The sequence below is a fragment of the uncultured Modestobacter sp. genome (assembly GCF_947486615.1).
In the GTDB taxonomy this organism is placed as follows: Bacteria; Actinomycetota; Actinomycetes; order Mycobacteriales; family Geodermatophilaceae; genus Modestobacter.
The window spans coordinates 257,491-279,381 of record NZ_CANKUD010000005.1 but is presented as its reverse complement, the minus strand read 5'-3'; the positions used below and the strand labels follow the sequence as shown (position 1 = coordinate 279,381).

Here is a 21,891-nt window from a genome sequence, read left to right as displayed (position 1 = left end):
TGATCCCTTCGCGGGAACTACGTTGCTGGGATGGATCACCTGGCTGATGTGGGCTGGCTCTTCGGGCTGCGCGAGCGGCCGCGGCCGTCGGCCAGGACTGGGCGGGGCGGGGCGGGGCGGGGCGTCACGCTGCATGATCGTGAAGAGTCGGGCGGAGCAGCCACAGACGTGAGGGGCGACTGCTATCCCTTCACCGGCACCGCCGTGTTCAGCAACGCATCTGAGCAGCAAGAGAAGGCGCGGGCAGTCCTCTCCGCCTAGGGCGCTCGCCGACGAGCTGGCGCCTCTGGAGTTCTCACCGCCTGACCCGTCGGCGTCCTGTTGGCCTTGGCTCAGCAGCCCTCAGCCGGAAGGCGGCTCCAGGGCTCAGGCGACTGGGAAGCGGCCCAGCGTCGGTAGTCGGCCGGTACCGGCACGTCGAACCGTGCGCAGAGGGCCGACACGTCTGCCCAGTCGAGATCGTCGACGGGGTAGCCGGTGTGGAACTGGACCAGCCATTCCGGGCTGATGCAGGACACTGACCGACCGGCGACAGCGCCGCGGCCAGTCAAGGCGGCAGCCGGGTACTGCTCACCATCCTCGAGCGGCCCGTAGTTGCCATTCCCGTCGTCGTCCAGGACGACGACGTGGACATCGATCCGATGACCTGCGCCGGAGGCCAGTACGAAGTTCCAGGGACGCTCCCGGTCCCGGTCCACTCGCCGGTGACCACGTGCGACCAAGAGGTCTTCCAGTGCCTGAAGATGGCTTTGCTCCACCACGATGTCCAGGTCCGCGTGCGCTCGGGTCTGCCGCCCCAGTAGTGCGTCGACTCCCCAACCTCCATCCAGCCAGATCGGAGCCCCGACGCACGCCGCCAGCTCCAGGAAGGCGACGACATCCTCGGCCTCCATCGACGGGTGCTCACACTTCGGGGCTGTCCGACGCACGTCCTCAGTGTCTGAACTCGTTCGACTCGAGCAACTCGCGTTGCCGCAGACCCACTGCGTTGGGACCGCCGATCGAAGGCCCACTTCATCCGCCCTACCGGTGCTCGGCCATTCACGGGCCGATGACGGTCAGCGGCACGTGGCGCTACGCGCCATCCACGAGCGTGCGGCACATCGACCTGACGCGGTGCCCCTCACTCCGCGTCCACTTGTCCTTGCTCATCACCGACGCCGGCCGTCCACCAGGCGGGTCGGACGCAACGGCGAGCCTCCGCGAACCGTACGGTGACCGCCCATGAGCACCACCGGGCCGCCCGACCCCGTTGAGCCCACGGGCGGTGGGCCCGCCCTTCCGGCCAACGGAGGCAAGCCGCGCAGGAAGGGATCCCTGCTGCGCGAACTGCCGGTGCTGCTCGTCAGCGCCTTCGTGCTCGCGCTGCTGGTGAAGACCTTCGTCGTCCAGCCGTTCTTCATCCCCTCCGGGTCGATGGAGCAGACCCTGCACGGTTGCCCGGGATGCACCGGAGACCGTGTGCTGGTCGACAAGGTCCCCTACTGGTTCGGGCAGCCGGAGCCCGGCGACATCGTCGTCTTCCAGGGACCGGACACCTGGCCGTCGCAGTCGACCGCCGACGAGCCGGGGAACTGGGTGTCCCGCGGGCTGCTGACAGTGGGCCGCGCGGTGGGCCTCGCCCCGCCGGGCGCCGACGACTACGTCAAGCGGGTCATCGCCGTCGGCGGGCAGACCGTGCAGTGCTGTGACGACCGGGGCCGGGTGACCGTGGACGGCGAGCCCCTGGACGAGCCCTACGTCCACGAGGACTCTCCGCTGGGCGGTGGCGGGTGCAACGGCCGGGAGTTCGGCCCGGTCCCCGTTCCCGAAGGGCGGCTGTGGGTGATGGGTGACCACCGGTCGAACTCCGCGGACTCACGCTGTCACGTGCAGGACCAGTACTCGGGCACCATCGCCGTCGACGACGTCATCGGCAAGGCCGCGCTCACCGTCTGGCCGCTGGACCGGATCGGCGTGCTGCACTCCCCCGACATCCAGGGCCGCGACTAGCCTCCGACCACCTCGACGAGGAGAGCTCATGACCACGCCCGCACTGCCTGACGACCCGACCGGCCTGCGGATGGACGTCTTCGCCGACGATGACCCGTCCGCGGTGGTGCCCACGGGGGTCGGCGACCTGGCCCTGCTGGTCGACGGCTGGATGGAGAGCCGCTCACCCGAGGGCGGCCGGGGCGCGCACCTGGCGATACGGCAGGCCCGGCAGGCCGATGCCGCGCCACTCGTCGTCCACGTCAGCCAGGTCCCGGCCCTCGTCGCGACTCTCGCCGAGGTCTCCCTGCGGCTGACCCAGCTCTGGGAGCGTGACGGCCGGGCGTACTGGGCCGGGCAACCAGCGCCGGGCGGGACCGGGCCACAGGACCCTGGACCGCACACCGCCGAGCCCCGGCCGACTCCCGAGTCCGAGGCTGAACGGGACGAAGCCCGCCGTGTCCGCCGCCGGCTCAAGGCCGAGGTGATGGAGCGCGTCCACGCGCGGGCTCCCGAGGTGCTGGCCACGTTCCTCGAGGCCGAGGACGACGACCAGGTGGCGAGCGCACTGGCGCCGCTGCTGGACGTACCGCTGGAGATGGCCACGGACATCGCGCGCCACCTGCAGTTCCGGGAGTTGACCAGGGCTGCCCGCTCGGCCCACAGCGCGCCCCGCGCCTGACGGTCTGCACGGTCGGGCGCCCGCCGGCGAGCCGCCCCGGGCAGGCGCTCGAGCCGCAGGGGCGGGCGTCAGGTGGTGCGGTGTTCCCGTTCGGCCTTGCGGTCGGCCACCGCGCGCTGGGCCAGCAGCCGCCGGCGCTCGTTGCGGCGGCGGCGCTCCGGCGTCCGGTAGCGGGCGTCCTCCACCAGCTGCCAGGCCGCCAGCGCGCTCGCCCGCACGACCGGCGACACCAAGGCCTCGGCCGGGTTGACCGGCTGCACTGTGGTCATCTCAGACCCTCTCCCCCGTGGCGGACCGGTGGGCGGGCCGCCGGTACAAGTGTGGCCCCGCAACCGTCGTCCGACCCATCGTTGTGACCGGTTCGTCCCCTGTCGCGCACCATCAGTCACCAGAATCACACGCGTGTCGTTCCGCAGGTAGCGGACCCGCTGGGCGGCTCGCCCGCTCCCGGCGTGTCCCGCCCGGGCGCGCCGGGAGGGTCATCGCCTAGCGTGCCGGGGGTGGCGGGCAGCAGCTGGCGCAGGGCACTCGGTCGACTGGCGGACGTCGTCCGCTCGAACAGCACCCGGAGGCAGGGTGGCGGTGCTCCGACACCGCCGGTCACCTCGTGGGTCGGCGCACCGGCCGACCTCGCCCCGTGGACCGACGCGGCGCACGACGCCGGCGTGCCCGAGCGCGCGACGCTCCCCCCGGCGGCCCCGCCGCGCCGCGGCTCGGGTCAGGCCACCGAGTTCCACGGCCCGCTGAACATCGACTACGCCCCCCGGGACGACGCCCACCCCGACCCCGGGGAGATCGTCTGGGCCTGGGTGCCCTTCGAGGAGGGCGACGGCCGGGGCAAGGACCGGCCGGTGCTGATCGTCGGCCGGGACGGCACCGGCCTGCTCGGGCTGATGCTCAGCAGCAAGGACCACGACCTGGACGCCGCCGACGAGGCCCGGCACGGGCGGCACTGGGTGGACGTGGGCACCGGCGGCTGGGACCGCCGGGGCCGGCCCAGCGAGGTGCGGGTGGACCGCGTGCTGCGGATCGACCCGGACGACGTCCGGCGGGAGGGCGCGGCCCTGGACCGGCGCCAGTTCGACGCGGTCGCCGAGGGAGTGCGCCGCTTCCGCGGCTGACCCGGCGCGTCAGTCCTGCGGGTCGTCGTCCCGCTGGGTGCGCGGGCGCAGGTGGTAGACGCCGGCCGAGCCGGTCAGCGGCTGCAGGTCGTACCGGTGCACCACCTTGGGCCCGCCGTGCAGGTGCACGTGGGTGATCGTCGGCAGCGGCTCACCGTGCCGTGCCTCGCGGATCTCCACCCGGCCGTCCAGCGGCCCGCCCACGAACAGCAGCACGGCACCCTCGTCCTCCGCGGTGCCGGTGGCGGTGGCGGTGGGGTCGTCCTCGGTCAGCGCGGTCCTCCTCGGTCGGTGCCAGTGCCCCGCCGGGTGGCGGCCCCGACCAGGGTAGGCACCGATGGGCTGCGCGTCCCGTGTCGCGGACGGTCAACCGCCGGCGATCGGGCGTGATCCGTGCCGCGTCCAGACCTCGTGGCCGGCCGCCGAGGCGGCCGCCAGCAGCGGCACGAACAGCAGCGCACCGGCCAGGCCCCACAGCAGGCCACCGGCAGTCACCGCGATCAGCACCATGGCCGCGTTGATCGGCAGCCGGCGCTTCATCACGTACGGCTCGATCACGTCGTTGCCGATCTGCTGGACGAGCACGACCAGCCCGAGCACGAGAGCGGCGGTGCCGAGCCCCTCGGCGCCGTAGGCGACCAGGACGGCCAGCGCCCCGGCCACGAACGCGCCGATCGTGGGGACGTAGGAGGCCAGGAACTGCAGGACGGCGAGGGTCAGCGCCAGCGGGACGCCGAGCAGCAGCAGGCCGAGCCCGATGCCCACCGCGTCGAACAGTGCGACGAGGGTCAGCCCGCGGACGTAGGCGCCCACCGTCTGCCATGCCGCCCGGCCGCCGGCGTCGACGTCCTCGCGGAGCCGGCCGCCGAACTTCCCGAGCACCCACTGCCACATCCCCGGGCCGCTGCTCAGGAACAGGAACGCCAGGGCCAGGGCGAGGAAGACCGCGAGCACCACCTCGAGGACCGTCTGGGCCGGACCGATCAGCGCGCCGATGCCCGACCCACCTCCTCCCCCGCTGCCCGCCAGGTCACCGAGGGAGGGCATCGAGACGCCGAGCTGCTCCGACAGCTGGGTGGAGACCCGGTCCAGGGCGTCGCGGAGCTGGGGCAGCTGGGAGGCGATCCGGGCGGCCAGGCCGAGGCCCACGCCGACCACCACCACCAGGAGCAGCAGCACGGCGGCACCTGCGGACAGCCACCGCGGGACGCCTCGACGGCTCGCCCACTGCACCGCCGGCGCGCCCACCCCGGCGAGCAGCAGCGCGGTCAGCACGGCGACCAGCACCAGGGTGAGCTGCACGGCCAGGCCGGCGAGCAGCCAGAGCAGGACGGCGAGCACGAGCAGCCGCCCGCCGACGGCGGCGGCGCGCACCAGCCAGTCCGGGGCCGCGCGGGCGTCGAGGTCGGGTCGGGGCTCCTCAGCTGCCATGCCCTCAGGGATGCCACGCCGGCGCGACCTGACACATGGCATCTGTGTGTCAGGTCGACGCGCTAAGAGCGTTGGCCCCGGCCCAGCCAGCGGGCCAGCAGCGGTGCGGTGAACAGCATCACGAACAGCCGCAGCACCTGGACGGCGAGCACGAAGGTGGCGTCGGCGCCGCTGCCGGTCGCGGTGGCCAGCACTGCGTAGAGGCCGCCCGGGGTGGTCGCCAGGTAGCCGTCCAGCAGCGTCACCCCGGCGGTGCGGGAGAGCAGGACGCCCAGCCCGGCACAGGCGACCACCGCGGCCACGATCAGCAGCAGTGCCAGTGGCAGCGCCCGGCCGACCAGCGCCAGGCTCGAGCGGGTGAAGCCCAGCCCGACCTGCAGCCCGATGGCGAGGAACCCGGCAGCCTCCACCAGGCCGGGCACCGACGCCCCGTGCGCCAGGCCGGTCACGTCCAGCACCGCGGCCACCGCGAGCGGCCCGAGCAGCGCGCCGACCGGCAGCCGGCTCAACCGGCCCAGCAGCAGCCCGAGGCCGACGCAGACCACGGTGAACAGCAGGCCGGCGGGCCAGCCGGGTCCGTCGGCGGCCGGCGCCGCCCCCGCGCCGCCGGAGGCGCCGTAGACGGTGGTGGCGACGATCGGCATCGCGATCACGATGAGCAGCACCCGCAGGTACTGCAGGACGGCGACCACCTGCTCGTCGGCGCCCAGGTCGCGGGCCATCGCGGTGATCCCGGAGGCGCCGCCGGCGATCATCGCGAAGGCGCCGGTGACCGGGCTGATCCCCCGCTGCAGCCGCATCAGCTGGCCGGCGACCAGGCTGACGCCGAGCGTGGCGACGGTGACGCCGAGCACCGGCAGCCAGTGCTCGGCGACGGTGCGCAGCGTGTCGGTCTGCACCAGCGCGCCGATCGAGACGCCGATGACCGCCTGCGCCGCAGTGCCGGCCCGCCCCGGCAGGGTGAGCGCGGCCCGGCCCAGCAGTGCCCGGCCCAGACCGGCGACCAGGCCGCCGAACAGGGCGGCCGACGGGACGCCGAGCAGCCCGAACGCCCAGCTGACGCCGACCCCGACGGCCAGGACGGCGGCCCAGTCGAGCACCCGCCGCCGGTCCGCCACGCCCGCACTCTGCCCGACCGCGTCCAGCCGCGCTGCAGTGTCCCGCTGCAACGGCCCCGCCGCAGGGGCCCAACGCGAGCCTGCGAGTGGTGGGGGGCAGCGGGGTCCTTCTTCAGAGGCCGGCGATCTTCCGCAGCTCGGCGACGTGGGCGTCGAAGGCTGCCCGACCGGCCTTGGTCAGCGCGAGGCTGGTGCGCTGCCGGGAGGCGATGGTGGCCTTGCGCACCTGCACGTAGCCCGCCTCCTCCAGCTGCTTGACGTGCTTGGACAGCACCGAGTCGCTCACCTGCACCGCGTCCCGGACGGCGGCGAACTCCATCGTGTCGACCACCGCCAGCAGCCCGCAGATCTGCAGCCGCGGCGGGGCGTGCACGACCGCGTCGAACCGCGGCTCGACGGCGGTCACAGTTCCCCGCGCAGCTCGGCGATGTAGATGCGGCTCCACCACCGGCTGATCAGCGCGATGCTCAGCCCCATCAGCGCGCCGACGACCACCAGCGGCCACCGGACGTCGAACCCGAGGGCGAGCACGAGCGCCGGGCCGACCGAGAGCGCGTAGAGGACGAACCAGACCCTGATCGCCTTCTGCGTCGGCCCGGGGCGCAGCCCGTTGACCCAGAAGCCGGTGAGCCGCTGGTAGGTGGCCATCAGCCCGCGCAGCCCCAGGGAGAACAGGACGACGGCGCCGATGACCAGGAACGGGTTGTCGGTGGCCAGCACGGCGAAGAGGCCGAAGACCAGCAGCCCGAGCAGCGCGTCGTACCACCAGGGCTGCATCGCCCGGTCGGCCATCGCGGCCCGGTCCGACTGCAACCCGGCCAGCTGCGCGGCTGCCTGGTCGCGGTCGGCCACCGGCCCGTCCACGTCGCGCGGGTCGCCGGTCACTGCTCGCCGCGCAGTTCGGCGGCGTAGGCCCGGCTCCAGTGCCGACCGAAGAGGGTGACCGCGATCCCGAGGACGGCACCGGCCACGACCATCACCCAGTGCTGGTCGAAGGCCTTCTGGATCACGAAGGCCGGCCCGAGGACGACCAGCACGAGCGCCGCCCACAGCGCCAGGTGGGGGCCGTCGATGTTCACCCAGATGCCGGTCACCCGCTTGTAGGCCGCGACCAGCGCACCGAGCCCGGCACAGAAGACCAGGGTCGCCGGGAAGGTCACCCAGAGCGAGTCGAAGGCGTAGCTGGCCAGGAAGCCGAACAGCAGCAGCCCGAGCGCGACGTCGTACCACCAGGGCGGCACGACCCGGTCGGCCAGCGCGGCGCGGTCGGCCTGCAGGGCGGCCAGCTGGGCGGTGGCGTCGTCCCGGTCGAGCCTGTTGCTTTCCATGCCGGAAAGAGTGGCGCACGACTTTCCACTTCGTCAAGAGACACGCCCCTGGTCCCACCCCGGGCGCCCGTGGTCGAATGACGGTCCAACTGCGACGGCAGTGGAGGAAGCCCGGTGCGACTCCGGCGCGGTCCCGCCACTGTGACCCGGTCCGGCCGGGGAGCCAGGAACTCCCGCCGTCGCTTCCTGCCACCTCCGGGCGTGGACACCCGGGGAGAGGACCTGTGGTCTCTTCATGACCTACCCCTTCGGCGCCGTGGTCGGCATGGACGACATGCGGCTGGCGCTGCTGCTCAACGCCGTCTCCCCCGCCGTCGGCGGCGTCCTGGTGCGCGGTGAGAAGGGCACGGCGAAGTCGACGACGGTGCGCGCCCTGGCCGCCGTCCTGCCCCCGGTCGACGTCGTCGCCGGCTGCCGCTTCGCCTGCGACCCCGCCGCCCCCGACCCCGAGTGCCCCGACGGCCCGCACTCCGTCGACGACCGCGCCCTGACCCGCCCGGCCAAGCTCGTCGAGCTGCCGGTCGGCGCCTCGGAGGACCGGCTGGTCGGCTCGCTGGACCTGGAGCGGGCGCTCACCGAGGGCGTGAAGTCCTTCGAGCCCGGGCTGCTGGCCGGCGCGCATCGCGGCGTCCTGTACGTCGACGAGGTCAACCTGCTGCACGACCACCTGGTCGACCTGCTGCTGGACGCCGCCGCGCTGGGCCGGGCCTACGTCGAGCGGGAGGGCGTCTCGGTGCGGCACGCCGCCCGGTTCCTGCTGGTGGGCACCATGAACCCGGAGGAGGGCGAGCTCCGGCCCCAGCTGCTGGACCGCTTCGGCCTCACCGTCGAGGTCGCCGCCCCCCGCGACGCCGACCTGCGCGCCGAGGTGGTCCGCCGCCGGTTCGGCTACGACGCCGACCCGGCTGCGTTCGCCGCCGCCTGGGCGGACGAGGAGTCCGCGCTGGCCCGGCAGATCGCCGACGCGCGCGCCCGGCTGCCCCGCGTCGTCCTCTCCGACGCCGCGCTGCGCCAGGTGACCAGCGTCTGCGCCGCCTTCGACGTCGACGGGCTGCGCGCCGATCTGGTCACCGCCCGCGCCGCCATCGCCCACGCCGCCTGGTGCGGCCGCACCGACGTCACCGAGGACGACGTCCGGGTCGCCGCCCGGCTCGCCCTCCCGCACCGCCGCCGGCGCAACCCCTTCGACGCACCTGGCCTGGACGAGGACACCCTCGACCAGGCGCTGGAGGACTCCCGCCCCGACTCCCCACCCGACGACGACCCCACCCCACCCGAGGGCACCGACCCCACCGACGGCAACGGCCCCGACGGCAACGGCGGCGGATCCGCCCCCGACGACGGCCATGGTGGCGAACATGGCCGCTCGGACGGGCCGGCCGACGGTCAGTCGTCCGGCCCGGAGTCCGACCATGCTGGCGAACATGGCCGCGAGGACGACGGGCCGACGACGGCGCCGCGGGGTGAGGGTGGCGGGCACACCGAGGCCGCCCCGGCGCCGGAGAAGGCGGCCGTCGCCCCGGACGCGCCCTTCCGCATCCAGCGGCTGGAGGTGCCCGGCATCGGCGCGGGCGCGGCCGGCCGGCGGTCCCGGGCCCGCAGCGAACGCGGCCGGGTGGTGGGCTCGACGCGGCCCGAGGGCAGCGTCACCCGGCTGCACCTGGTCGACACCGTGCTCGCCGCCGCACCGCACCAGGTGGCCCGCGGCCGCAGCGGCACCGGCCTGCGGGTCGAGCGCGCCGACCTGCGCCAGGCCACGCTGGAGGGCCGGGAGGGCAACCTCGTGCTGTTCGTCGTCGACGCCAGCGGCTCGATGGGGGCCCGCTCCCGGATGGCCGCGGTGAAGGGCGCCGTCCTCTCGCTGCTGATGGACGCCTACCAGCGCCGGGACAAGGTCGGGCTGATCACCTTCCGCGGGGGCGACGCCGAGCTGACCCTGCCGCCCACCTGGTCGGTGGAGGCGGCCGCCGCCCGGCTGACCAGCCTGCCCACCGGCGGCCGGACGCCGCTGGCCGCCGGGCTGCTGCGGGCGCACGAGACGCTGCGGCTGGAGCGGGTGCGCGACCCGCAGCGCCGTCCGCTGCTCGTCGTCGTCACCGACGGCCGGGCGACCGGCCCGCGCGGCGGTGACCACCTCGCCGACGCCCGCCGGGCCGCCGGCCTGCTGGCCACGGCCGGGACGGCGAGCATCGTCGTCGACTGCGAGTCAGGGCCGGTGCGGCTGGGCCTGGCCGCGTCGCTGGGCGTCTCGCTGGGCGCCCGGACGATGCGGTTGGAGGAGCTGGGCGCCGAGGCCCTGTCCGGCGTCGTCCGCTCGGTGCGAGAGGCCGCCTAGTGAGCGAGCTTGCGAGCTCACCGATGAGCACAGCGCCAGGCAGTCGGCCGACGAGCGCCAGCGAGGAGGACTAGTGCCACAGGGGCAGGTCACCGCGGTTCCGGTCGACGGGCTGACCACCCGGCAGCGCCGCAACCGGCCGCTGCTGGCCGTGCACACCGGAGAGATGAAGGGCAAGTCCACCGCCGCCTTCGGGATGGCGATGCGGGCGTGGAACCAGGGCTGGTCGATCGCGGTCTACCAGTTCGTCAAGAGCGCCAAGTGGAAGGTCGGCGAGGAGAACGCGCTGACCGCCCTGGGCCGGGTGCACGAGACGACCGGCGAGGGCGGCCCGGTGGTCTGGCACAAGATGGGCTCGGGCTGGTCGTGGTCGCGCAAGCACGGCGACGAGACCGACCACGCCGGTGACGCCGCCGAGGGCTGGGCACAGATCAAGCGCGACCTGGCCGCCGAGGCGCACCGCTTCTACGTGCTCGACGAGTTCACCTACCCGCTGAAGTGGGGCTGGGTCGACGTGGACGACGTGGTGGAGACCCTGACCAACCGGCCGGGCAGCCAGCACGTCGTCATCACCGGACGCAACGCCCCGCCGGCGCTGATCGAGGCCGCCGACCTGGTCGTGGAGATGACCAAGGTCAAGCACCCGATGGACGCCGGTCAGAAGGGCCAACGGGGGATCGAGTGGTGACCCCCCTCCCGGCCATGTTGGCCAACATGGCCGCCCAGGGGGTCGGCCGATGAGCGCGCACCGCATCCCGCGGATCGTGGTGGCGGCGCCGTCGTCGAACGCGGGGAAGACGTCGATCACGACCGGGCTGATCGCGGCGCTGACCAACCGTGGGCTCAGCGTCAGCCCGCACAAGGTGGGCCCGGACTACATCGACCCCGGCTACCACGGCCTCGCGGCCGGGCGGCCGGGGCGCAACCTGGACAAGTGGCTGGTCGGCGACGACCGGATCACCCCGCTGTTCCTGCACGGCGCCCGCGGCGCGGACGTCGCGGTGGTCGAGGGCGTGATGGGGCTGTTCGACGGTGCCGCGCACGCCAGCGTCGAGCCCGGCTACGGCTCCACCGCCCAGGTCGCCGCTCACCTGCAGTCCCCGGTGGTGCTGGTGGTCGACGCCGCCTCGCAAGCGCGCAGCGTCGCCGCGCTGGTGCACGGGTTCGCCACGTTCGACCCGTCGGTGCGGATCGGCGGCGTCGTGCTCAACCGGGTCGGCTCCGACCGGCACGAGTCGATCCTGCGCGAGGCGCTGGGCGCGGCCGGGGTGCCGGTGCTCGGTGCGGTCCGCCGGATCACCGAGCTGCAGACCCCGTCCCGGCACCTGGGCCTGGTGCCCGCGGCCGAGCGGTCGGCGGAGGCGGTGCGCACGGTGCGCGCGCTGGGCGCGGTGGTCGAGTCGAGCATCGACCTGGACGCCGTCCTCCGGCTGGCCCGCACCGCGCCCGACCTGGCCGGCGACCCGTGGGACCCGGCCGCCGAGGTCGAGCGCACCCCCGGCCGCCCGGTGGTGGCCGTGGCCGGCGGCCCGGCCTTCACCTTCGGCTACGCCGAGACCGCCGAACTGCTCGCCGCCGCCGGCGCCGAGGTGGTGACGGTCGACCCGCTGCGGGACGACGCCCTGCCCGCCGGCACCCGGGCGCTGGTCGTCGGCGGCGGGTTCCCCGAGGTGCACGCCAGCGCGCTGAGCGCCAACGTCGGCCTGCGGACGGCGATCGCCGAGCTGGCCCGCTCCGGAGCGCCGATCGCGGCCGAGTGCGCCGGGCTGCTGTACCTCTCCCAGGAGCTGGACGGCGAGCCGATGTGCGGCGTGCTGCCCACCACGACGGCGATGCACCCGCGACTGACGCTGGGCTACCGGTCCGCGGTGGCGCTCACCGACAGCGTGCTGGCCCCGGCCGGCACCCGGGTGCGCGGGCACGAGTTCCACCGCACCACCGCGGGTCCGGCCGCCGGTGCGACGCCGGCCTGGCAGTGGAACGCCGACGGGCCGGAGGGGTTCGTGGCCGGCAACGTGCACGCCTCCTACCTGCACCTGAACTGGGCCGGGTCGCCGGGGATGGCCTCCCGCTTCGTCGCCGCGGCGGCCCGCGTCCCCATGGGCGCTCTCCACGCCCGTGGCTGAGCGGTCCCTCCTCCCGGCGGGCGGGACGGTCGCGGCCGGGTCAGCACCGCCGAGTGCGCGCCCCGGTGGCGCTCTCCTCCGGGACGTCGACGCCGGCCGTCCCGGCGCGCCGAGGTGCTGACCGTCGGGGTGGGCGCGTCCACGGGTGCGACCGCCGAGGAGGTGCTGGCCGCGATCGACGCGGTGCTGCCGCCCACCGCCGGGCCGGTGCGGCTGGCCACGCTGGACGCCCGGGCCGCCGAGCCGGGGCTGCAGGAGGCCGCCGCCCGCCGGGGCTGGCCGCTCACCGGGCACCCGGCCGCCGCGCTGGCCGCCGTCCCGGTGCCGACCCCCTCGGACCGGGTCGCCGCGGCGGTGGGCACCGCCTCGGTCGCCGAGGCCGCGGCCCTGCTGGACGGCGGCGAGCTGCTGGTCGGCAAGACGGCACTCGGCCGGGTCACGGTCGCGATCGCCGTCCGCGACGACACGGGCGACGTCGACCTCCGGCATCACGGCGACGCCGAGGTCGCCCCCGGGCTGGTCGACCTCGCGGTCAACGTTCGCGCCGACGCCCCGCCCGCCTGGCTGCGCGAGGTGCTGCACCGGGCGGTCGACGCCAGCGCCGGCTACCCCGACCCGCGCCCGGCCCGCGCCGCGGTCGCCGCCGCGCACGGCCGGGACGAGGCCGAGGTATTGCTCACCGCCGGGGCCGCCGAGACCTTCACCCTGCTCGCCCGGGCGCTGCGCCCGCGCCGCGCCGTCGTCGTCCACCCGTCGTTCACCGAGCCCGAGGCAGCGCTGCGCGCCGCCGGGCACCCGGTGGAGCGGCTGCTGCTCCACCCGCCGTACGACCGGCTGACCGGCGTCCCCGACGATGCCGACCTGGTCGTGCTGGGCAACCCGACCAACCCCACCTCCGCGCTGCACCCGTACGCCACCCTGGCCGCGCTGGCCCGGCCCGGCCGGGTGCTGGTGGTCGACGAGGCGTTCGCCGACACCGTGCCCGGGGAGACCGAGTCGCTGGCGCACCGCACCGACCTGCCGGGCCTGCTGGTGGTGCGCAGCCTGACCAAGACGTGGGGGCTGGCCGGGCTGCGGGTCGGCTACGCGCTCGGCCCGGCCGACCTGGTCGCCGCGCTGGCCGCCCAGCAGCCGCACTGGCCGGTGTCCACCCCGGCGCTGGCCGCGCTGGCCGCCTGCACCACGCCGGCGGCCCGGGCGGAGGCCGACGAGGTGGCCCGCCGGCTCGCCGTGCACCGGTCCGCCCTGCTGGCCGCGCTGCCCGACGGCGTGCAGGTGGTCGGCGAGCCGGCGAGCGCCTTCGTGCTGCTGTGCGTCCCGGGCGGGGCGTGGGTGCGGGAGCGGCTGCGCGAGCGTGGCTGGGCGGTGCGCCGCGGCGACACCTTCCCCGGCCTGGACGGCGACCACCTGCGGGTCGCCGTGCGCGATCCCGGGACCTCCCGTGCGTTCGCGTCGGTGCTGGCTGAGATCCTTGCCGAGGTCCAGACCCCTGAGGAGACCCGCTGAGCACCGATCCGCCCCCGTTCCCCGGCACGCTGCTGGGCGCCACGATCGCCGCCGTCCGGCCGCGGGACGTGGCCGCCGAGCGCGCCGCGCGGGAGCGGCTGGACCGGATGACCAAGCCGCCGGGCTCGCTCGGCGTGCTGGAGGACGTCGCCGCCCAGCTGGCCGGCACCGCCGGGCAGTGCCCCGCCCCGCTGCCCACCCCCGCGGCGGTCGCGGTGTTCGCCGGCGACCACGGGGTGCACGCCCAGGGCGTCACGCCCTGGCCGCAGGAGGTGACCGCGCAGATGGTCGCCAACCTCGCCGCCGGCGGCGCGGTGGTCAACGCCTTCGCCGCCCAGCTCGGGGCCGACGTGGTCGTGGTCGACGTCGGCGTGGCCACCCCGGTCGGGCCTGCGGCGGGCCTGCTGGAGCGGAACGTCCGCCGGGGCACCGCCGACCTGGCCCTCGGCCCGGCGATGACGCTGGACGAGGCCCGCCGGGCGGTCGAGGTGGGCATCGAGGTGGCCACCTCGCTCGCCGACGGCCACGGCTGCCTGGTCACCGGCGACATGGGGATCACCAACACCACGGCCTCCGCCGCTCTGGTCTGCGCGTTCACCGGTGCGGCCCCGGCCGAGGCGACCGGTCGCGGAACCGGCGTCGACGACCCCACGCTGGCCCGCAAGGTCGACGTCGTCACCCGCGCGGTCGCCCGGGTGCCGGCCAGCCCGACCTCGCCCGCCGAGGCGCTGGCCGCGCTGGCCGAGGTCGGCGGCCTGGAGCACGCCGCGCTGGCCGGCTTCGTGCTGGGCGCCGCCGCGGCCCGGGTGCCGGTCCTGCTGGACGGCGTGATCGCCGGCTCGGCCGCCCTCGTTGCCGCCGCCCTCTGCCCGGCGGCGCTGGAGCACGCACTGGCCGGCCACACCTCGGCCGAGCCCGGCCACGCCCTCGCGCTGCGGGCACTGGGCCTGCGCCCACTGCTGGGGCTGGACCTCCGGCTCGGCGAGGGCACCGGCGCACTGCTCGCGCTGCCGCTGGTGGCCAGCGCGGCCCGCGCGCTGCGCGACGTCGCCACCTTCGACTCGGCGGGTGTCACCGAGAAGTGACCAGCACCCGAGACGCGTCCGGCACCCCCGACCCGGCGAGCGTCTACCCCGTGGGCCTGCGGCTGGCCGGCCGGCGGGTCGTCGTCGTCGGCGGCGGGCAGGTCGCCCACCGCCGCGTCGCCGGCCTGCTCGAGGCCCGCGCCCAGGTCACCGTGGTCAGCCCGGAGGTGACCCCGGCCCTGGAGGCGCTGGTCGCCCCCGGCTCGGTCACCTGGCACCCCCGGCGCTACGTCCCCGGCGACCTGGCCGGCGCCTGGTACGCCGTCGCGGCCACCGACGACCCGGCGGTCAACGCCGCCGTGGCCGACGAGGCCGAGCGCGACCGGGTGTTCTGCGCCCGCGCCGACGACCGCTCCGCCTCCAGCGTCTGGACCCCCGCCGTCGGCCGGCAGGGCGACCTCGTGGTCGGCGTGCACGGCGGCGGTGACCCGCAGCGGGCCGTCGGCGTCCGGGATGCGGTGCTGGCCGGGCTGACCGACGGCTCCATCGCCGACCGCGCCTCCCGGGCCCCCTCGGTGGCCGCCGGCAGCGTCGTCCTGGTCGGTGGCGGGCCGGGTGACCCCGGGCTGGTGACGGTGCGCGGCCGGCAGGCGGTGGCCAGCGCGGACGTCGTCGTCGCCGACCACCTCGCGCCGCAGGCGCTGCTCGCCTCGCTGCCCGCCGACGTGCTGGTCATCGACGCCTCCAAGCTGCCGCGCGGTCGGTCCATGGCCCAGGAGCAGATCAACGAGCTGCTGGTCAGCCACGCGCTGGCCGGCCGCCGGGTGGTGCGGCTCAAGGGCGGCGACCCGTTCGTCTTCGGCCGCGGCTACGAGGAGCTGGAGGCCTGCGCCGCCGCCGGCGTGCCGGTGGAGGTCGTCCCGGGGATCACCAGCGCCATCGCCGTGCCCGGGCTGGCCGGCATCCCGGTCACCCACCGCGGGATGACCCACGAGTTCGTCGTGGTCTCCGGGCACGTGCCCCCCGGGCACCCGGCCTCGCTGGTCGACTGGGCGGCACTCGGCCGGCTGCGCGGCACCGTCGTGGTGCTGATGGGCGTGGACACCGCACCGGCGATCGCCGCCGCGCTCGTCGAGCACGGCCGCCCCGCCGACACCCCGGTCGCGGTCGTCACCGACGGGGCGATGCCGACCCAGCGCACGCTGCGCACCACCCTGGCCGGGTTGGCGCAGACGATCGCCGACGAGGGCGTGCGCCCGCCGGCGGTCTGGGTCGTCGGCGACGTCGTCTCCCTCGGCGCCTGAGCCGCTTCCCGACGGACGATGAGCCCCGACTGAGACCCGCCGGTGTGATCCACACCACCGCGGGCTAGCGTCCGAGGACCGTCAACGACGACGTCCTCCGGAGGCCCCCATGAGACGCCCTCTCCGCCTGCTGCTGGTGCCCACGGCACTCGCGCTGGTCAGCACCGTGTTCGTCAGCCCGGCCAGCGCCCGGCCACCACAGCCGGACTACCCCCAGCCGGCGGAGGTCGACTACTACGTCGACGAGACGAAGCTGCCCTTCGAGGCCCTGCCCGGCACCACGACCGACCGCCAGTGGGGCGTGCTGGACGGCGCCGGCTACCGGATCGAGGTACCGGCGGACTGGAACGGCGACCTGGTCATGTGGGCGCACGGCTACCGCGGCACCGGCCCGGAGCTCACCGTCGACGCCCCGCCCACCGGCCTGCGCCAGTACCTGGTCGACTCCGGATACGCGTGGGCGGCCTCCAGCTACACCGAGAACGGCTACGACGTCGAGGCCGGCGTGGACAGCACCCACGACCTCGGCCGGTTCTTCGACAAGGCCGTCGGCAAGCCCGACCTGCGCTACATCGCCGGGGTGTCGATGGGCGGGCACGTCACCGGCGTCAGCATCGAGCGCTACCGCGCCGAGTACGACGGCGCGATGCCGGTGTGCGGCGTGATGGGCGACCGCCGGCTGTTCGACACCTTCCTGGACTACAACGCCGTGGCCCAGGCCCTCACCGACACCCCGCCGGTCTACCCCGCCCCGGCCGACTACGTCACCACCACGGCCGCGCAGATGAAGACCGAGCTCGGCACGCCGTACCCGGCCGTGCTCACCGAGGCCGGCGAGGACCTGCGCGCGGTCACCGAGCAGCGGACCGGCGGCGAGCGACCGCTGTTCGAGGCCGGCTTCGCCAGCTTCGCCGACTTCCTGTTCACCGTGTACCCGGTCTTCCCGGGCCTGGGCGAGGAGCCCGGGGCGGTCGGCGGCAACGCCGACACCGTCTACCAGCTGGACGCCGACCCGCGGCTCACCGCCGAGGAGAAGGCGCTCAACGCCGAGGTGCTCCGGGTCGAGGCGGCCCGCAGCCACCGTGGGCTGGACGGCGTGCCGACCATCGACGGCCGGTTCCGGATCCCGGTGCTGACGATGCACGGCCTCGGCGACCTGTTCGTGCCCTTCAGCATGGAGCAGGAGTACGCCCGGGACGCCGCGGCGCGGGGCAACAGCGACCTGCTGGTGCAGCGGGCCATCCGCGCCGTCGGGCACTGCGACTTCAGCGCCGAGGAGTACCGGACGGCCTTCGCCGACCTGGTGACCTGGGTGGAGGACGGCGTGAAGCCGGCCGGGGACGACGTGCTGGACCCGGCCGTGGTGGCCGACCGGCGGTACGGCTGCCGCTTCACGATGCCGCAGCGGGTCTACGACACCCAGGTCTGCTGACCGCCGGGCGCCGGGGGCCCGCCAGGCGGCGAGCCCCCGGCGCCCGCTCACATCCGTTCGGCTCACATCCGTTCGGCAAGGTCCTCCAGGAGCACCTGACGCTGCACCGGGTCCCGGCGCGGGCAGGAGGTGCAGACGACCTCGTGCGGCACCTGCCACAGCAGGCAGCACGACGCCCGGCGGGTGAACCGGACGGTGCGGCCGGCCGGCGCGGACACGTCGACGTACCGGGGCCCGGGCAGCGGGGTGCCGATCGCGGCGGCCAGCGGCGCCGCCAGCGCGGTCACCGCCTCGACGTCCCCGACCGCCCGGCCCACCGCGAGCAGCCGGTTGGCCAGCGAGTCGGTGGCGATCGCCCACAGCGGCCGCTCCCGCATGTCCCCTGCCTCGGCGACGGCGGAGACCACGGCGGCCAGCGCGGTTCGCAGCTCCGGCACGAGGTCGCCCTGCCCGGCCCGGGTGGTGGCGGCCACCGGCGTCCCGCCGCCGAGCAGGTGCAGCCGGGTGTCGGCCAGCTCGGCCGAGAGCCGCACCCCGGTGGCCAGCCCGGCGAGCACCGGGGTGAGCAGCACGCTGGACGCCGAGTACCACCACAGCGTCGCCAGCACCCGCCGGTCGGCGGTGCGCTGGCGGGCGGCCCGCGCGGTGAGCACCTGCGCCGTCCACTCCGGGTCGGCGAGCCGCAAGGCGGGGACGACGACGGCGCCCGGCGGGGCCAGCAGCCCGAGCGCCGCCGCCCCGGGCACCCGGGCAGCGACCGCCGCCTGGGCTCCGTCGTCGGTCACCCCGCGAGTCTGCCGTGCGCACCGGACCTGACGAGAGGGTGACCGGGGCCATAGGTTGTGTCCGAGGCAGCGCCGCCACGAGGGGAGGCGGCGCCCGGACCCCGGAGGTGCGCGTGAGCGAGACGACCGACGAGCAGAACCTGTCCAGCCGACTGCCGGAGGGCGGTTTCCCGCCGCCCGAGGCGCTGGCCGCGGCCGCCAACGTCGGCCCCGACGTCTACGAGCGCGCGGCCGCCGACCGGATCGGCTTCTGGGAGGACGCCGCCCGCCGGCTGGACTGGGCGCAGCCCTGGGACACCGCGCTGGACTGGGACAACCCACCGTTCGCCAAGTGGTTCGTCGGCGGCAAGCTCAACGTGGCGGTCAACTGCGTCGACCGGCACGTCGACGCCGGGCACGGCGAGCAGGTCGCCTACCACTGGATCGGTGAGCCCGGCGACACCCGCACCCTGACCTACGCCGAGCTCAAGGACGAGGTCTGCCGCGCGGCCAACGCGCTGACCGAGCTCGGGGTGCAGGCCGGCGACCGGGTGGCGATCTACATGCCGATGATCCCGGAGACGGTGGTCACGATGCTTGCCTGTGCCCGCATCGGCGCCGTCCACATGGTGGTCTTCGGGGGCTTCTCCCCCGACGCCCTGGCCAGCCGGATCACCGACGCCGACGCCAAGGTCGTCGTCACCGCCGACGGCGGCTACCGGCGCGGGGCGCCGAGCGCCCTCAAGCCCAACGTCGACGAGGCGCTGACCAAGGCCGAGGGCGTGCGCAGCGTGCTGGTCGTCAAGCGCACCGAGCAGGACGTCGAGTGGACCGAGGGCCGCGACGTCTGGTGGCACGACCTGGTCGCCGGCCAGTCGGCCGAGCACGAGGCGCAGGCCTTCGACGCCGAGCACCCGCTCTACATCATGTACACCTCGGGCACGACGGCGAAGCCGAAGGGCATCCTGCACACCTCCGGCGGCTACCTGACCCAGGTCAGCTGGTCGCACAACGCCGTCTTCGACCTCAAGCCCGACACCGACGTCTTCTGGACGGCGGCCGACGTCGGCTGGGTCACCGGCCACAGCTACATCGTCTACGGCCCGCTCTCCAACCGGGCGACCTCGGTGATGTACGAGGGCACCCCGGACACCCCGCACCAGGGCCGCTGGTGGGAGATCGTGCAGGAGTACGGCGTCACGGTCCTGTACACCGCGCCCACCACGATCCGCACGTTCATGAAGTGGGGCGAGCAGGTGCCCGCCGGGTACGACCTCTCGTCGCTGCGGCTGCTCGGCTCGGTCGGTGAGCCGATCAACCCCGAGGCGTGGCTCTGGTACCACGAGCACATCGGTGGCGGCCGCTGCCCGATCATGGACACCTGGTGGCAGACCGAGACCGGCGCCCACATGATCACCCCGCTGCCCGGTGTCACCACCCTCAAGCCCGGCTCCGCCCAGCGCCCGCTGCCCGGCATCGGCGCGCAGGTGGTGGACGAGGAGGGCAACCCGATCGAGCCCGGCGCCACCGGCTACCTGGTGCTCACCGAGCCCTGGCCGGCGATGCTGCGCACCATCTGGGGCGACGACGAGCGGTACCAGGAGACCTACTGGAGCCGCTACGGCGAGGGCGTCTACTTCGCCGGGGACGGCGCCAAGCTCGACGAGGATGGCGACATCTGGCTGCTCGGCCGGGTCGACGACGTGATGAACGTGTCCGGGCACCGCATCTCCACCACCGAGGTCGAGTCGGCGCTGGTCAGCCACCCGACGGTGGCCGAGGCTGCGGTCGTCGGCGCCACCGACCCGACCACCGGCCAGGGCATCGTGGCGTTCGTGATCCTGCGCGGGGACGCCGTCGACTCCGGCGAGGACCTGGTGACGGTGCTGCGCCAGCACGTGCGCAAGGAGATCGGCCCGATCGCCAGCCCGCGCCAGATCATGGTCGTGCAGGAGCTGCCCAAGACCCGCTCCGGGAAGATCATGCGGCGGCTGCTGCGGGACGTCGCGGAGAACCGGGACCTCGGCGACGTCACCACCCTCACCGACTCCTCGGTGATGGACCTGATCAGCGCCAAGCTGCCGTCCTCCCCCAGCGAGGACTGAGGAAGCACCCCCCTCACAGGGCCCCGCGAAGGGGCCGGATGGGGTCCCAGCGCCCAGGTGACCGGGCGCTGGGACTCCATCGGGGGGTCCGGGACGGCGGAGCGGACGATCATGCGGCACGATCACCCGAGGAACCGCGTCGCCGATCGGCGCTGATGAGGGAGGAGCCACCCGTGGCCCACAGTGTCTCGACGACGTCCGGCGCACCGCTGGCCGGCCGCACCGCCGGCCCGGCCGAGCCGTCGGTCGGCACCCTGGCGAAGAGCGCCATGGCCGACATGTCCACCCTGATCCGCTCGGAGATCGAGCTGGCCAAGGCCGAGGTCACCACCTCGGCCAAGCGCGGTGGGATCGGCGCGGCCGCCTTCGCCGCCGCCGGCGTGATGCTCGCATTCGCGGCCATCTTCTTCTTCGTCGCCCTCGCCGAGTTCATCACCTGGCTCGGGCTCGCGCGGTGGATCTCCTACCTGATCGTCTTCGCGCTCCTGGTGCTCCTGGCCGCCGTCGTGGGGTTCATCGGCTTCCGGCAGGTGAAGAAGATCCAGAAGCCCGAGCGCACGATCGAGACGCTGCAGGACCTCCCCGACGTGATGCGCCGCGAGGCCCCCGGCCAGCGCCAGCACGACCTGCCGACCGTCCGGGACGGCCAGGTCGTCCGGCAGGACCCGCACGCCCGCCTGCGCTGACGTGACAGCGCTGACGTGACAGGGCCGGTGGCCGGGCAGCCGGATGCGACCAGCGTCCTGCTGCCCGGCCCCTGGGCGCACCGCGACATCTCCGCCAACGGCGTCCGGTTGCACGCCGCCGAGGCGGGCGAGGGGCCGCTGGTGCTGCTGCTGCACGGCTTCCCGCAGTTCTGGTGGTCCTGGCGCAACCAGCTGACCGGGCTGGCCGCGGCCGGCTTCCGGGTGGTCGCCCCCGACCTGCGCGGCTACGGGGCCAGCGACAAGCCTCCCCGGGGCTACGACCTGCCGACCGCTGCCGCCGACGCCGCAGCCGTCGTCCGCGCGCTCGGCGAGACCGAGGCGGTGGTGGTCGGCGCCGACTGGGGTGGCCTGGTGGGCTGGACGATGGCCGCCCTGCACCCCCGCAGCGTCCGCCGGCTGGTCGTCGTCTCCGCCGCCCACCCGCGGCGGCTGCGCAGCTCGGTGTCCGATGCCCGGCAGCGCCGTGCGCTGGCCCACGCCCTGGCCTTCCAGCTGCCCCGGTTGCCCGAGCGGCGGCTGACCCGTGCCGACGACGACCCGGTCGCCGAGCTGATGCGCCGCTGGTCCGGGCCGTCCTGGGCGCAGACCGCCGACTTCGCCGAGGCGGTGGACCAGTACCGGGCGGCCGCCCGCATCCCGCAGGCCGCCTACGGCGCGATGGAGTACTACCGCTGGGCCGGCCGGTCGCAGCTGCGCCCGGACGGGCTGCGCTTCGCCCGGCGGATGGCCGCCCCGATCACCGCGCCCACCCTGCAGCTGCACGGTGCACTGGACCCCTACGTGCTGCCGTCCACCGCGGTCGGCTCCGGCCGTTACGTGGCCGGCGCGTACGAGTGGCGGCAGCTGCCCGCCACCGGCCACTTCCCCCAGGAGGAGTCCCCGGCCGAGGTCACCGCCGCCATCGCCGCCTGGGCCGTCAGCTAGCCAGTCCAGCGG

The 21,891-nt window shown here is 75.1% G+C and carries 22 protein-coding genes and 1 riboswitch; of the genes, 13 read left to right on the top strand and 9 right to left on the bottom strand.

Going from position 1 to position 21,891, the window contains the following annotated elements; translation table 11 throughout:
- Nucleotides 1–332 precede the first annotated feature (332 nt).
- The gene (locus Q1A09_RS12340; protein ID WP_299955300.1) at nt 333–893 is read right to left on the bottom strand and encodes a nucleotidyltransferase domain-containing protein; all 561 of its coding nucleotides are present in this window, start codon (nt 891–893) and stop codon (nt 333–335) included.
- A 331-nt stretch (nt 894–1,224) separates the two neighbouring features.
- On the opposite strand from Q1A09_RS12340, the gene lepB reads away from it, so the two are divergent.
- Together lepB and Q1A09_RS12330 are read left to right on the top strand one after the other, a co-directional pair.
- Nucleotides 1,225–1,992: a signal peptidase I gene (lepB, locus tag Q1A09_RS12335; protein WP_299955298.1), complete on the top strand. Its 768-nt coding sequence runs from the start codon at nt 1,225–1,227 to the stop codon at nt 1,990–1,992.
- Between the two features lie 28 nt (nt 1,993–2,020).
- Nucleotides 2,021–2,653 carry a hypothetical protein gene (locus tag Q1A09_RS12330; protein ID WP_299955296.1) on the top strand — a complete coding sequence of 211 codons (633 nt, stop codon included), beginning with the start codon at nt 2,021–2,023 and terminating at the stop codon, nt 2,651–2,653.
- 68 nt (nt 2,654–2,721) lie between these two features.
- On the opposite strand, the gene Q1A09_RS12325 is transcribed toward Q1A09_RS12330, so the two are convergent.
- On the bottom strand, nt 2,722–2,922 hold the full coding sequence (locus Q1A09_RS12325; RefSeq protein ID WP_299955294.1) for a hypothetical protein: 201 nt from the start codon (nt 2,920–2,922) through the stop codon (nt 2,722–2,724).
- A 231-nt stretch (nt 2,923–3,153) separates the two neighbouring features.
- Between Q1A09_RS12325 and Q1A09_RS12320 the strand changes: the two genes are divergently transcribed.
- Nucleotides 3,154–3,774, top strand: a complete 621-nt coding sequence (locus Q1A09_RS12320; RefSeq protein ID WP_299955292.1) for a type II toxin-antitoxin system PemK/MazF family toxin — start codon at nt 3,154–3,156, stop codon at nt 3,772–3,774.
- Nucleotides 3,775–3,783: 9 nt separating this feature from the next.
- On the opposite strand, the gene Q1A09_RS12315 is transcribed toward Q1A09_RS12320, so the two are convergent.
- From Q1A09_RS12315 to Q1A09_RS12290, 6 genes are all read right to left on the bottom strand, one after another.
- Complete coding sequence (locus Q1A09_RS12315) at nt 3,784–3,990, bottom strand: hypothetical protein (RefSeq protein WP_299955290.1); 207 nt, start codon at nt 3,988–3,990, stop codon at nt 3,784–3,786.
- A gap of 150 nt (nt 3,991–4,140) precedes the next feature.
- Nucleotides 4,141–5,205 (bottom strand): AI-2E family transporter, encoded by a 1,065-nt coding sequence (locus tag Q1A09_RS12310; protein WP_299955288.1) that lies wholly within the window; start codon nt 5,203–5,205, stop codon nt 4,141–4,143.
- Between the two features lie 62 nt (nt 5,206–5,267).
- Nucleotides 5,268–6,323, bottom strand: coding sequence for an AbrB family transcriptional regulator (locus tag Q1A09_RS12305; RefSeq protein WP_299955286.1), 1,056 nt, complete (start codon nt 6,321–6,323; stop codon nt 5,268–5,270).
- Between the two features lie 112 nt (nt 6,324–6,435).
- Nucleotides 6,436–6,729, bottom strand: coding sequence for a transcriptional regulator (locus Q1A09_RS12300; protein WP_299955284.1), 294 nt, complete (start codon nt 6,727–6,729; stop codon nt 6,436–6,438).
- The gene (locus Q1A09_RS12295; protein ID WP_299955282.1) at nt 6,726–7,208 is read right to left on the bottom strand and encodes a hypothetical protein; all 483 of its coding nucleotides are present in this window, start codon (nt 7,206–7,208) and stop codon (nt 6,726–6,728) included. Before Q1A09_RS12295 ends, Q1A09_RS12300 begins: the two co-directional genes overlap by 4 nt.
- Nucleotides 7,205–7,651, bottom strand: coding sequence for a hypothetical protein (locus tag Q1A09_RS12290; RefSeq protein ID WP_299955280.1), 447 nt, complete (start codon nt 7,649–7,651; stop codon nt 7,205–7,207). Before Q1A09_RS12290 ends, Q1A09_RS12295 begins: the two co-directional genes overlap by 4 nt.
- Before the next feature lie 64 nt (nt 7,652–7,715).
- Nucleotides 7,716–7,847: riboswitch (cobalamin riboswitch) on the top strand.
- Nucleotides 7,848–7,886: 39 nt separating this feature from the next.
- Here Q1A09_RS12290 and Q1A09_RS12285 point away from each other — a divergent pair.
- The 7 genes from Q1A09_RS12285 (at nt 7,887) to Q1A09_RS12255 (ending at nt 17,379) form a co-directional block, all read left to right on the top strand.
- Entirely contained in the window at nt 7,887–9,986 is a 2,100-nt protein-coding gene (locus tag Q1A09_RS12285) for a putative cobaltochelatase (RefSeq protein WP_299955278.1), read from the top strand.
- A 73-nt stretch (nt 9,987–10,059) separates the two neighbouring features.
- Nucleotides 10,060–10,674: a cob(I)yrinic acid a,c-diamide adenosyltransferase gene (gene cobO, locus Q1A09_RS12280; RefSeq protein WP_299955276.1), complete on the top strand. Its 615-nt coding sequence runs from the start codon at nt 10,060–10,062 to the stop codon at nt 10,672–10,674.
- Between the two features lie 49 nt (nt 10,675–10,723).
- Nucleotides 10,724–12,112, top strand: coding sequence for a cobyrinate a,c-diamide synthase (locus Q1A09_RS12275; protein WP_299955275.1), 1,389 nt, complete (start codon nt 10,724–10,726; stop codon nt 12,110–12,112).
- 129 nt (nt 12,113–12,241) lie between these two features.
- The gene (gene cobC / locus Q1A09_RS12270; RefSeq protein ID WP_299955274.1) at nt 12,242–13,618 is read left to right on the top strand and encodes an Rv2231c family pyridoxal phosphate-dependent protein CobC; all 1,377 of its coding nucleotides are present in this window, start codon (nt 12,242–12,244) and stop codon (nt 13,616–13,618) included.
- The gene (cobT, locus tag Q1A09_RS12265) at nt 13,615–14,703 is read left to right on the top strand and encodes a nicotinate-nucleotide--dimethylbenzimidazole phosphoribosyltransferase (protein WP_299955340.1); all 1,089 of its coding nucleotides are present in this window, start codon (nt 13,615–13,617) and stop codon (nt 14,701–14,703) included. Before cobC ends, cobT begins: the two co-directional genes overlap by 4 nt.
- Entirely contained in the window at nt 14,700–15,947 is a 1,248-nt protein-coding gene (gene cobA, locus Q1A09_RS12260; protein WP_299955273.1) for a uroporphyrinogen-III C-methyltransferase, read from the top strand. Before cobT ends, cobA begins: the two co-directional genes overlap by 4 nt.
- 109 nt (nt 15,948–16,056) lie before the next feature.
- Entirely contained in the window at nt 16,057–17,379 is a 1,323-nt protein-coding gene (locus Q1A09_RS12255; protein WP_299955271.1) for an alpha/beta hydrolase, read from the top strand.
- Between the two features lie 62 nt (nt 17,380–17,441).
- On the opposite strand, the gene Q1A09_RS12250 is transcribed toward Q1A09_RS12255, so the two are convergent.
- Entirely contained in the window at nt 17,442–18,164 is a 723-nt protein-coding gene (locus Q1A09_RS12250) for a (2Fe-2S)-binding protein (RefSeq protein ID WP_299955269.1), read from the bottom strand.
- A gap of 113 nt (nt 18,165–18,277) precedes the next feature.
- On the opposite strand from Q1A09_RS12250, the gene acs reads away from it, so the two are divergent.
- From acs to Q1A09_RS12235, 3 genes are all read left to right on the top strand, one after another.
- On the top strand, nt 18,278–20,248 hold the full coding sequence (gene acs / locus Q1A09_RS12245) for an acetate--CoA ligase (RefSeq protein ID WP_299955267.1): 1,971 nt from the start codon (nt 18,278–18,280) through the stop codon (nt 20,246–20,248).
- 173 nt (nt 20,249–20,421) lie between these two features.
- The gene (locus Q1A09_RS12240) at nt 20,422–20,934 is read left to right on the top strand and encodes a phage holin family protein (RefSeq protein WP_299955265.1); all 513 of its coding nucleotides are present in this window, start codon (nt 20,422–20,424) and stop codon (nt 20,932–20,934) included.
- Between the two features lie 15 nt (nt 20,935–20,949).
- Nucleotides 20,950–21,879, top strand: a complete 930-nt coding sequence (locus tag Q1A09_RS12235; RefSeq protein ID WP_299955263.1) for an alpha/beta fold hydrolase — start codon at nt 20,950–20,952, stop codon at nt 21,877–21,879.
- Nucleotides 21,880–21,891 lie beyond the last annotated feature (12 nt).

What these genes read in the sequence shown, in the direction of transcription:
- lepB (WP_299955298.1), top strand. Translation starts at nt 1,225, where the DNA reads ATGAGCACCACCGGGCCGCCCGACCCCGTTGAGCCCACGGGCGGTGGG.
- Q1A09_RS12285 (WP_299955278.1), top strand. Translation starts at nt 7,887, where the DNA reads ATGACCTACCCCTTCGGCGCCGTGGTCGGCATGGACGACATGCGGCTG.
- Q1A09_RS12255 (WP_299955271.1), top strand. Translation starts at nt 16,057, where the DNA reads ATGAGACGCCCTCTCCGCCTGCTGCTGGTGCCCACGGCACTCGCGCTG.
- Q1A09_RS12340 (WP_299955300.1), bottom strand. Translation starts at nt 893, where the DNA reads ATGGAGGCCGAGGATGTCGTCGCCTTCCTGGAGCTGGCGGCGTGCGTC.
- Q1A09_RS12275 (WP_299955275.1), top strand. Translation starts at nt 10,724, where the DNA reads ATGAGCGCGCACCGCATCCCGCGGATCGTGGTGGCGGCGCCGTCGTCG.
- Q1A09_RS12325 (WP_299955294.1), bottom strand. Translation starts at nt 2,922, where the DNA reads ATGACCACAGTGCAGCCGGTCAACCCGGCCGAGGCCTTGGTGTCGCCG.
- Q1A09_RS12330 (WP_299955296.1), top strand. Translation starts at nt 2,021, where the DNA reads ATGACCACGCCCGCACTGCCTGACGACCCGACCGGCCTGCGGATGGAC.
- Q1A09_RS12290 (WP_299955280.1), bottom strand. Translation starts at nt 7,651, where the DNA reads ATGGAAAGCAACAGGCTCGACCGGGACGACGCCACCGCCCAGCTGGCC.
- Q1A09_RS12310 (WP_299955288.1), bottom strand. Translation starts at nt 5,205, where the DNA reads ATGGCAGCTGAGGAGCCCCGACCCGACCTCGACGCCCGCGCGGCCCCG.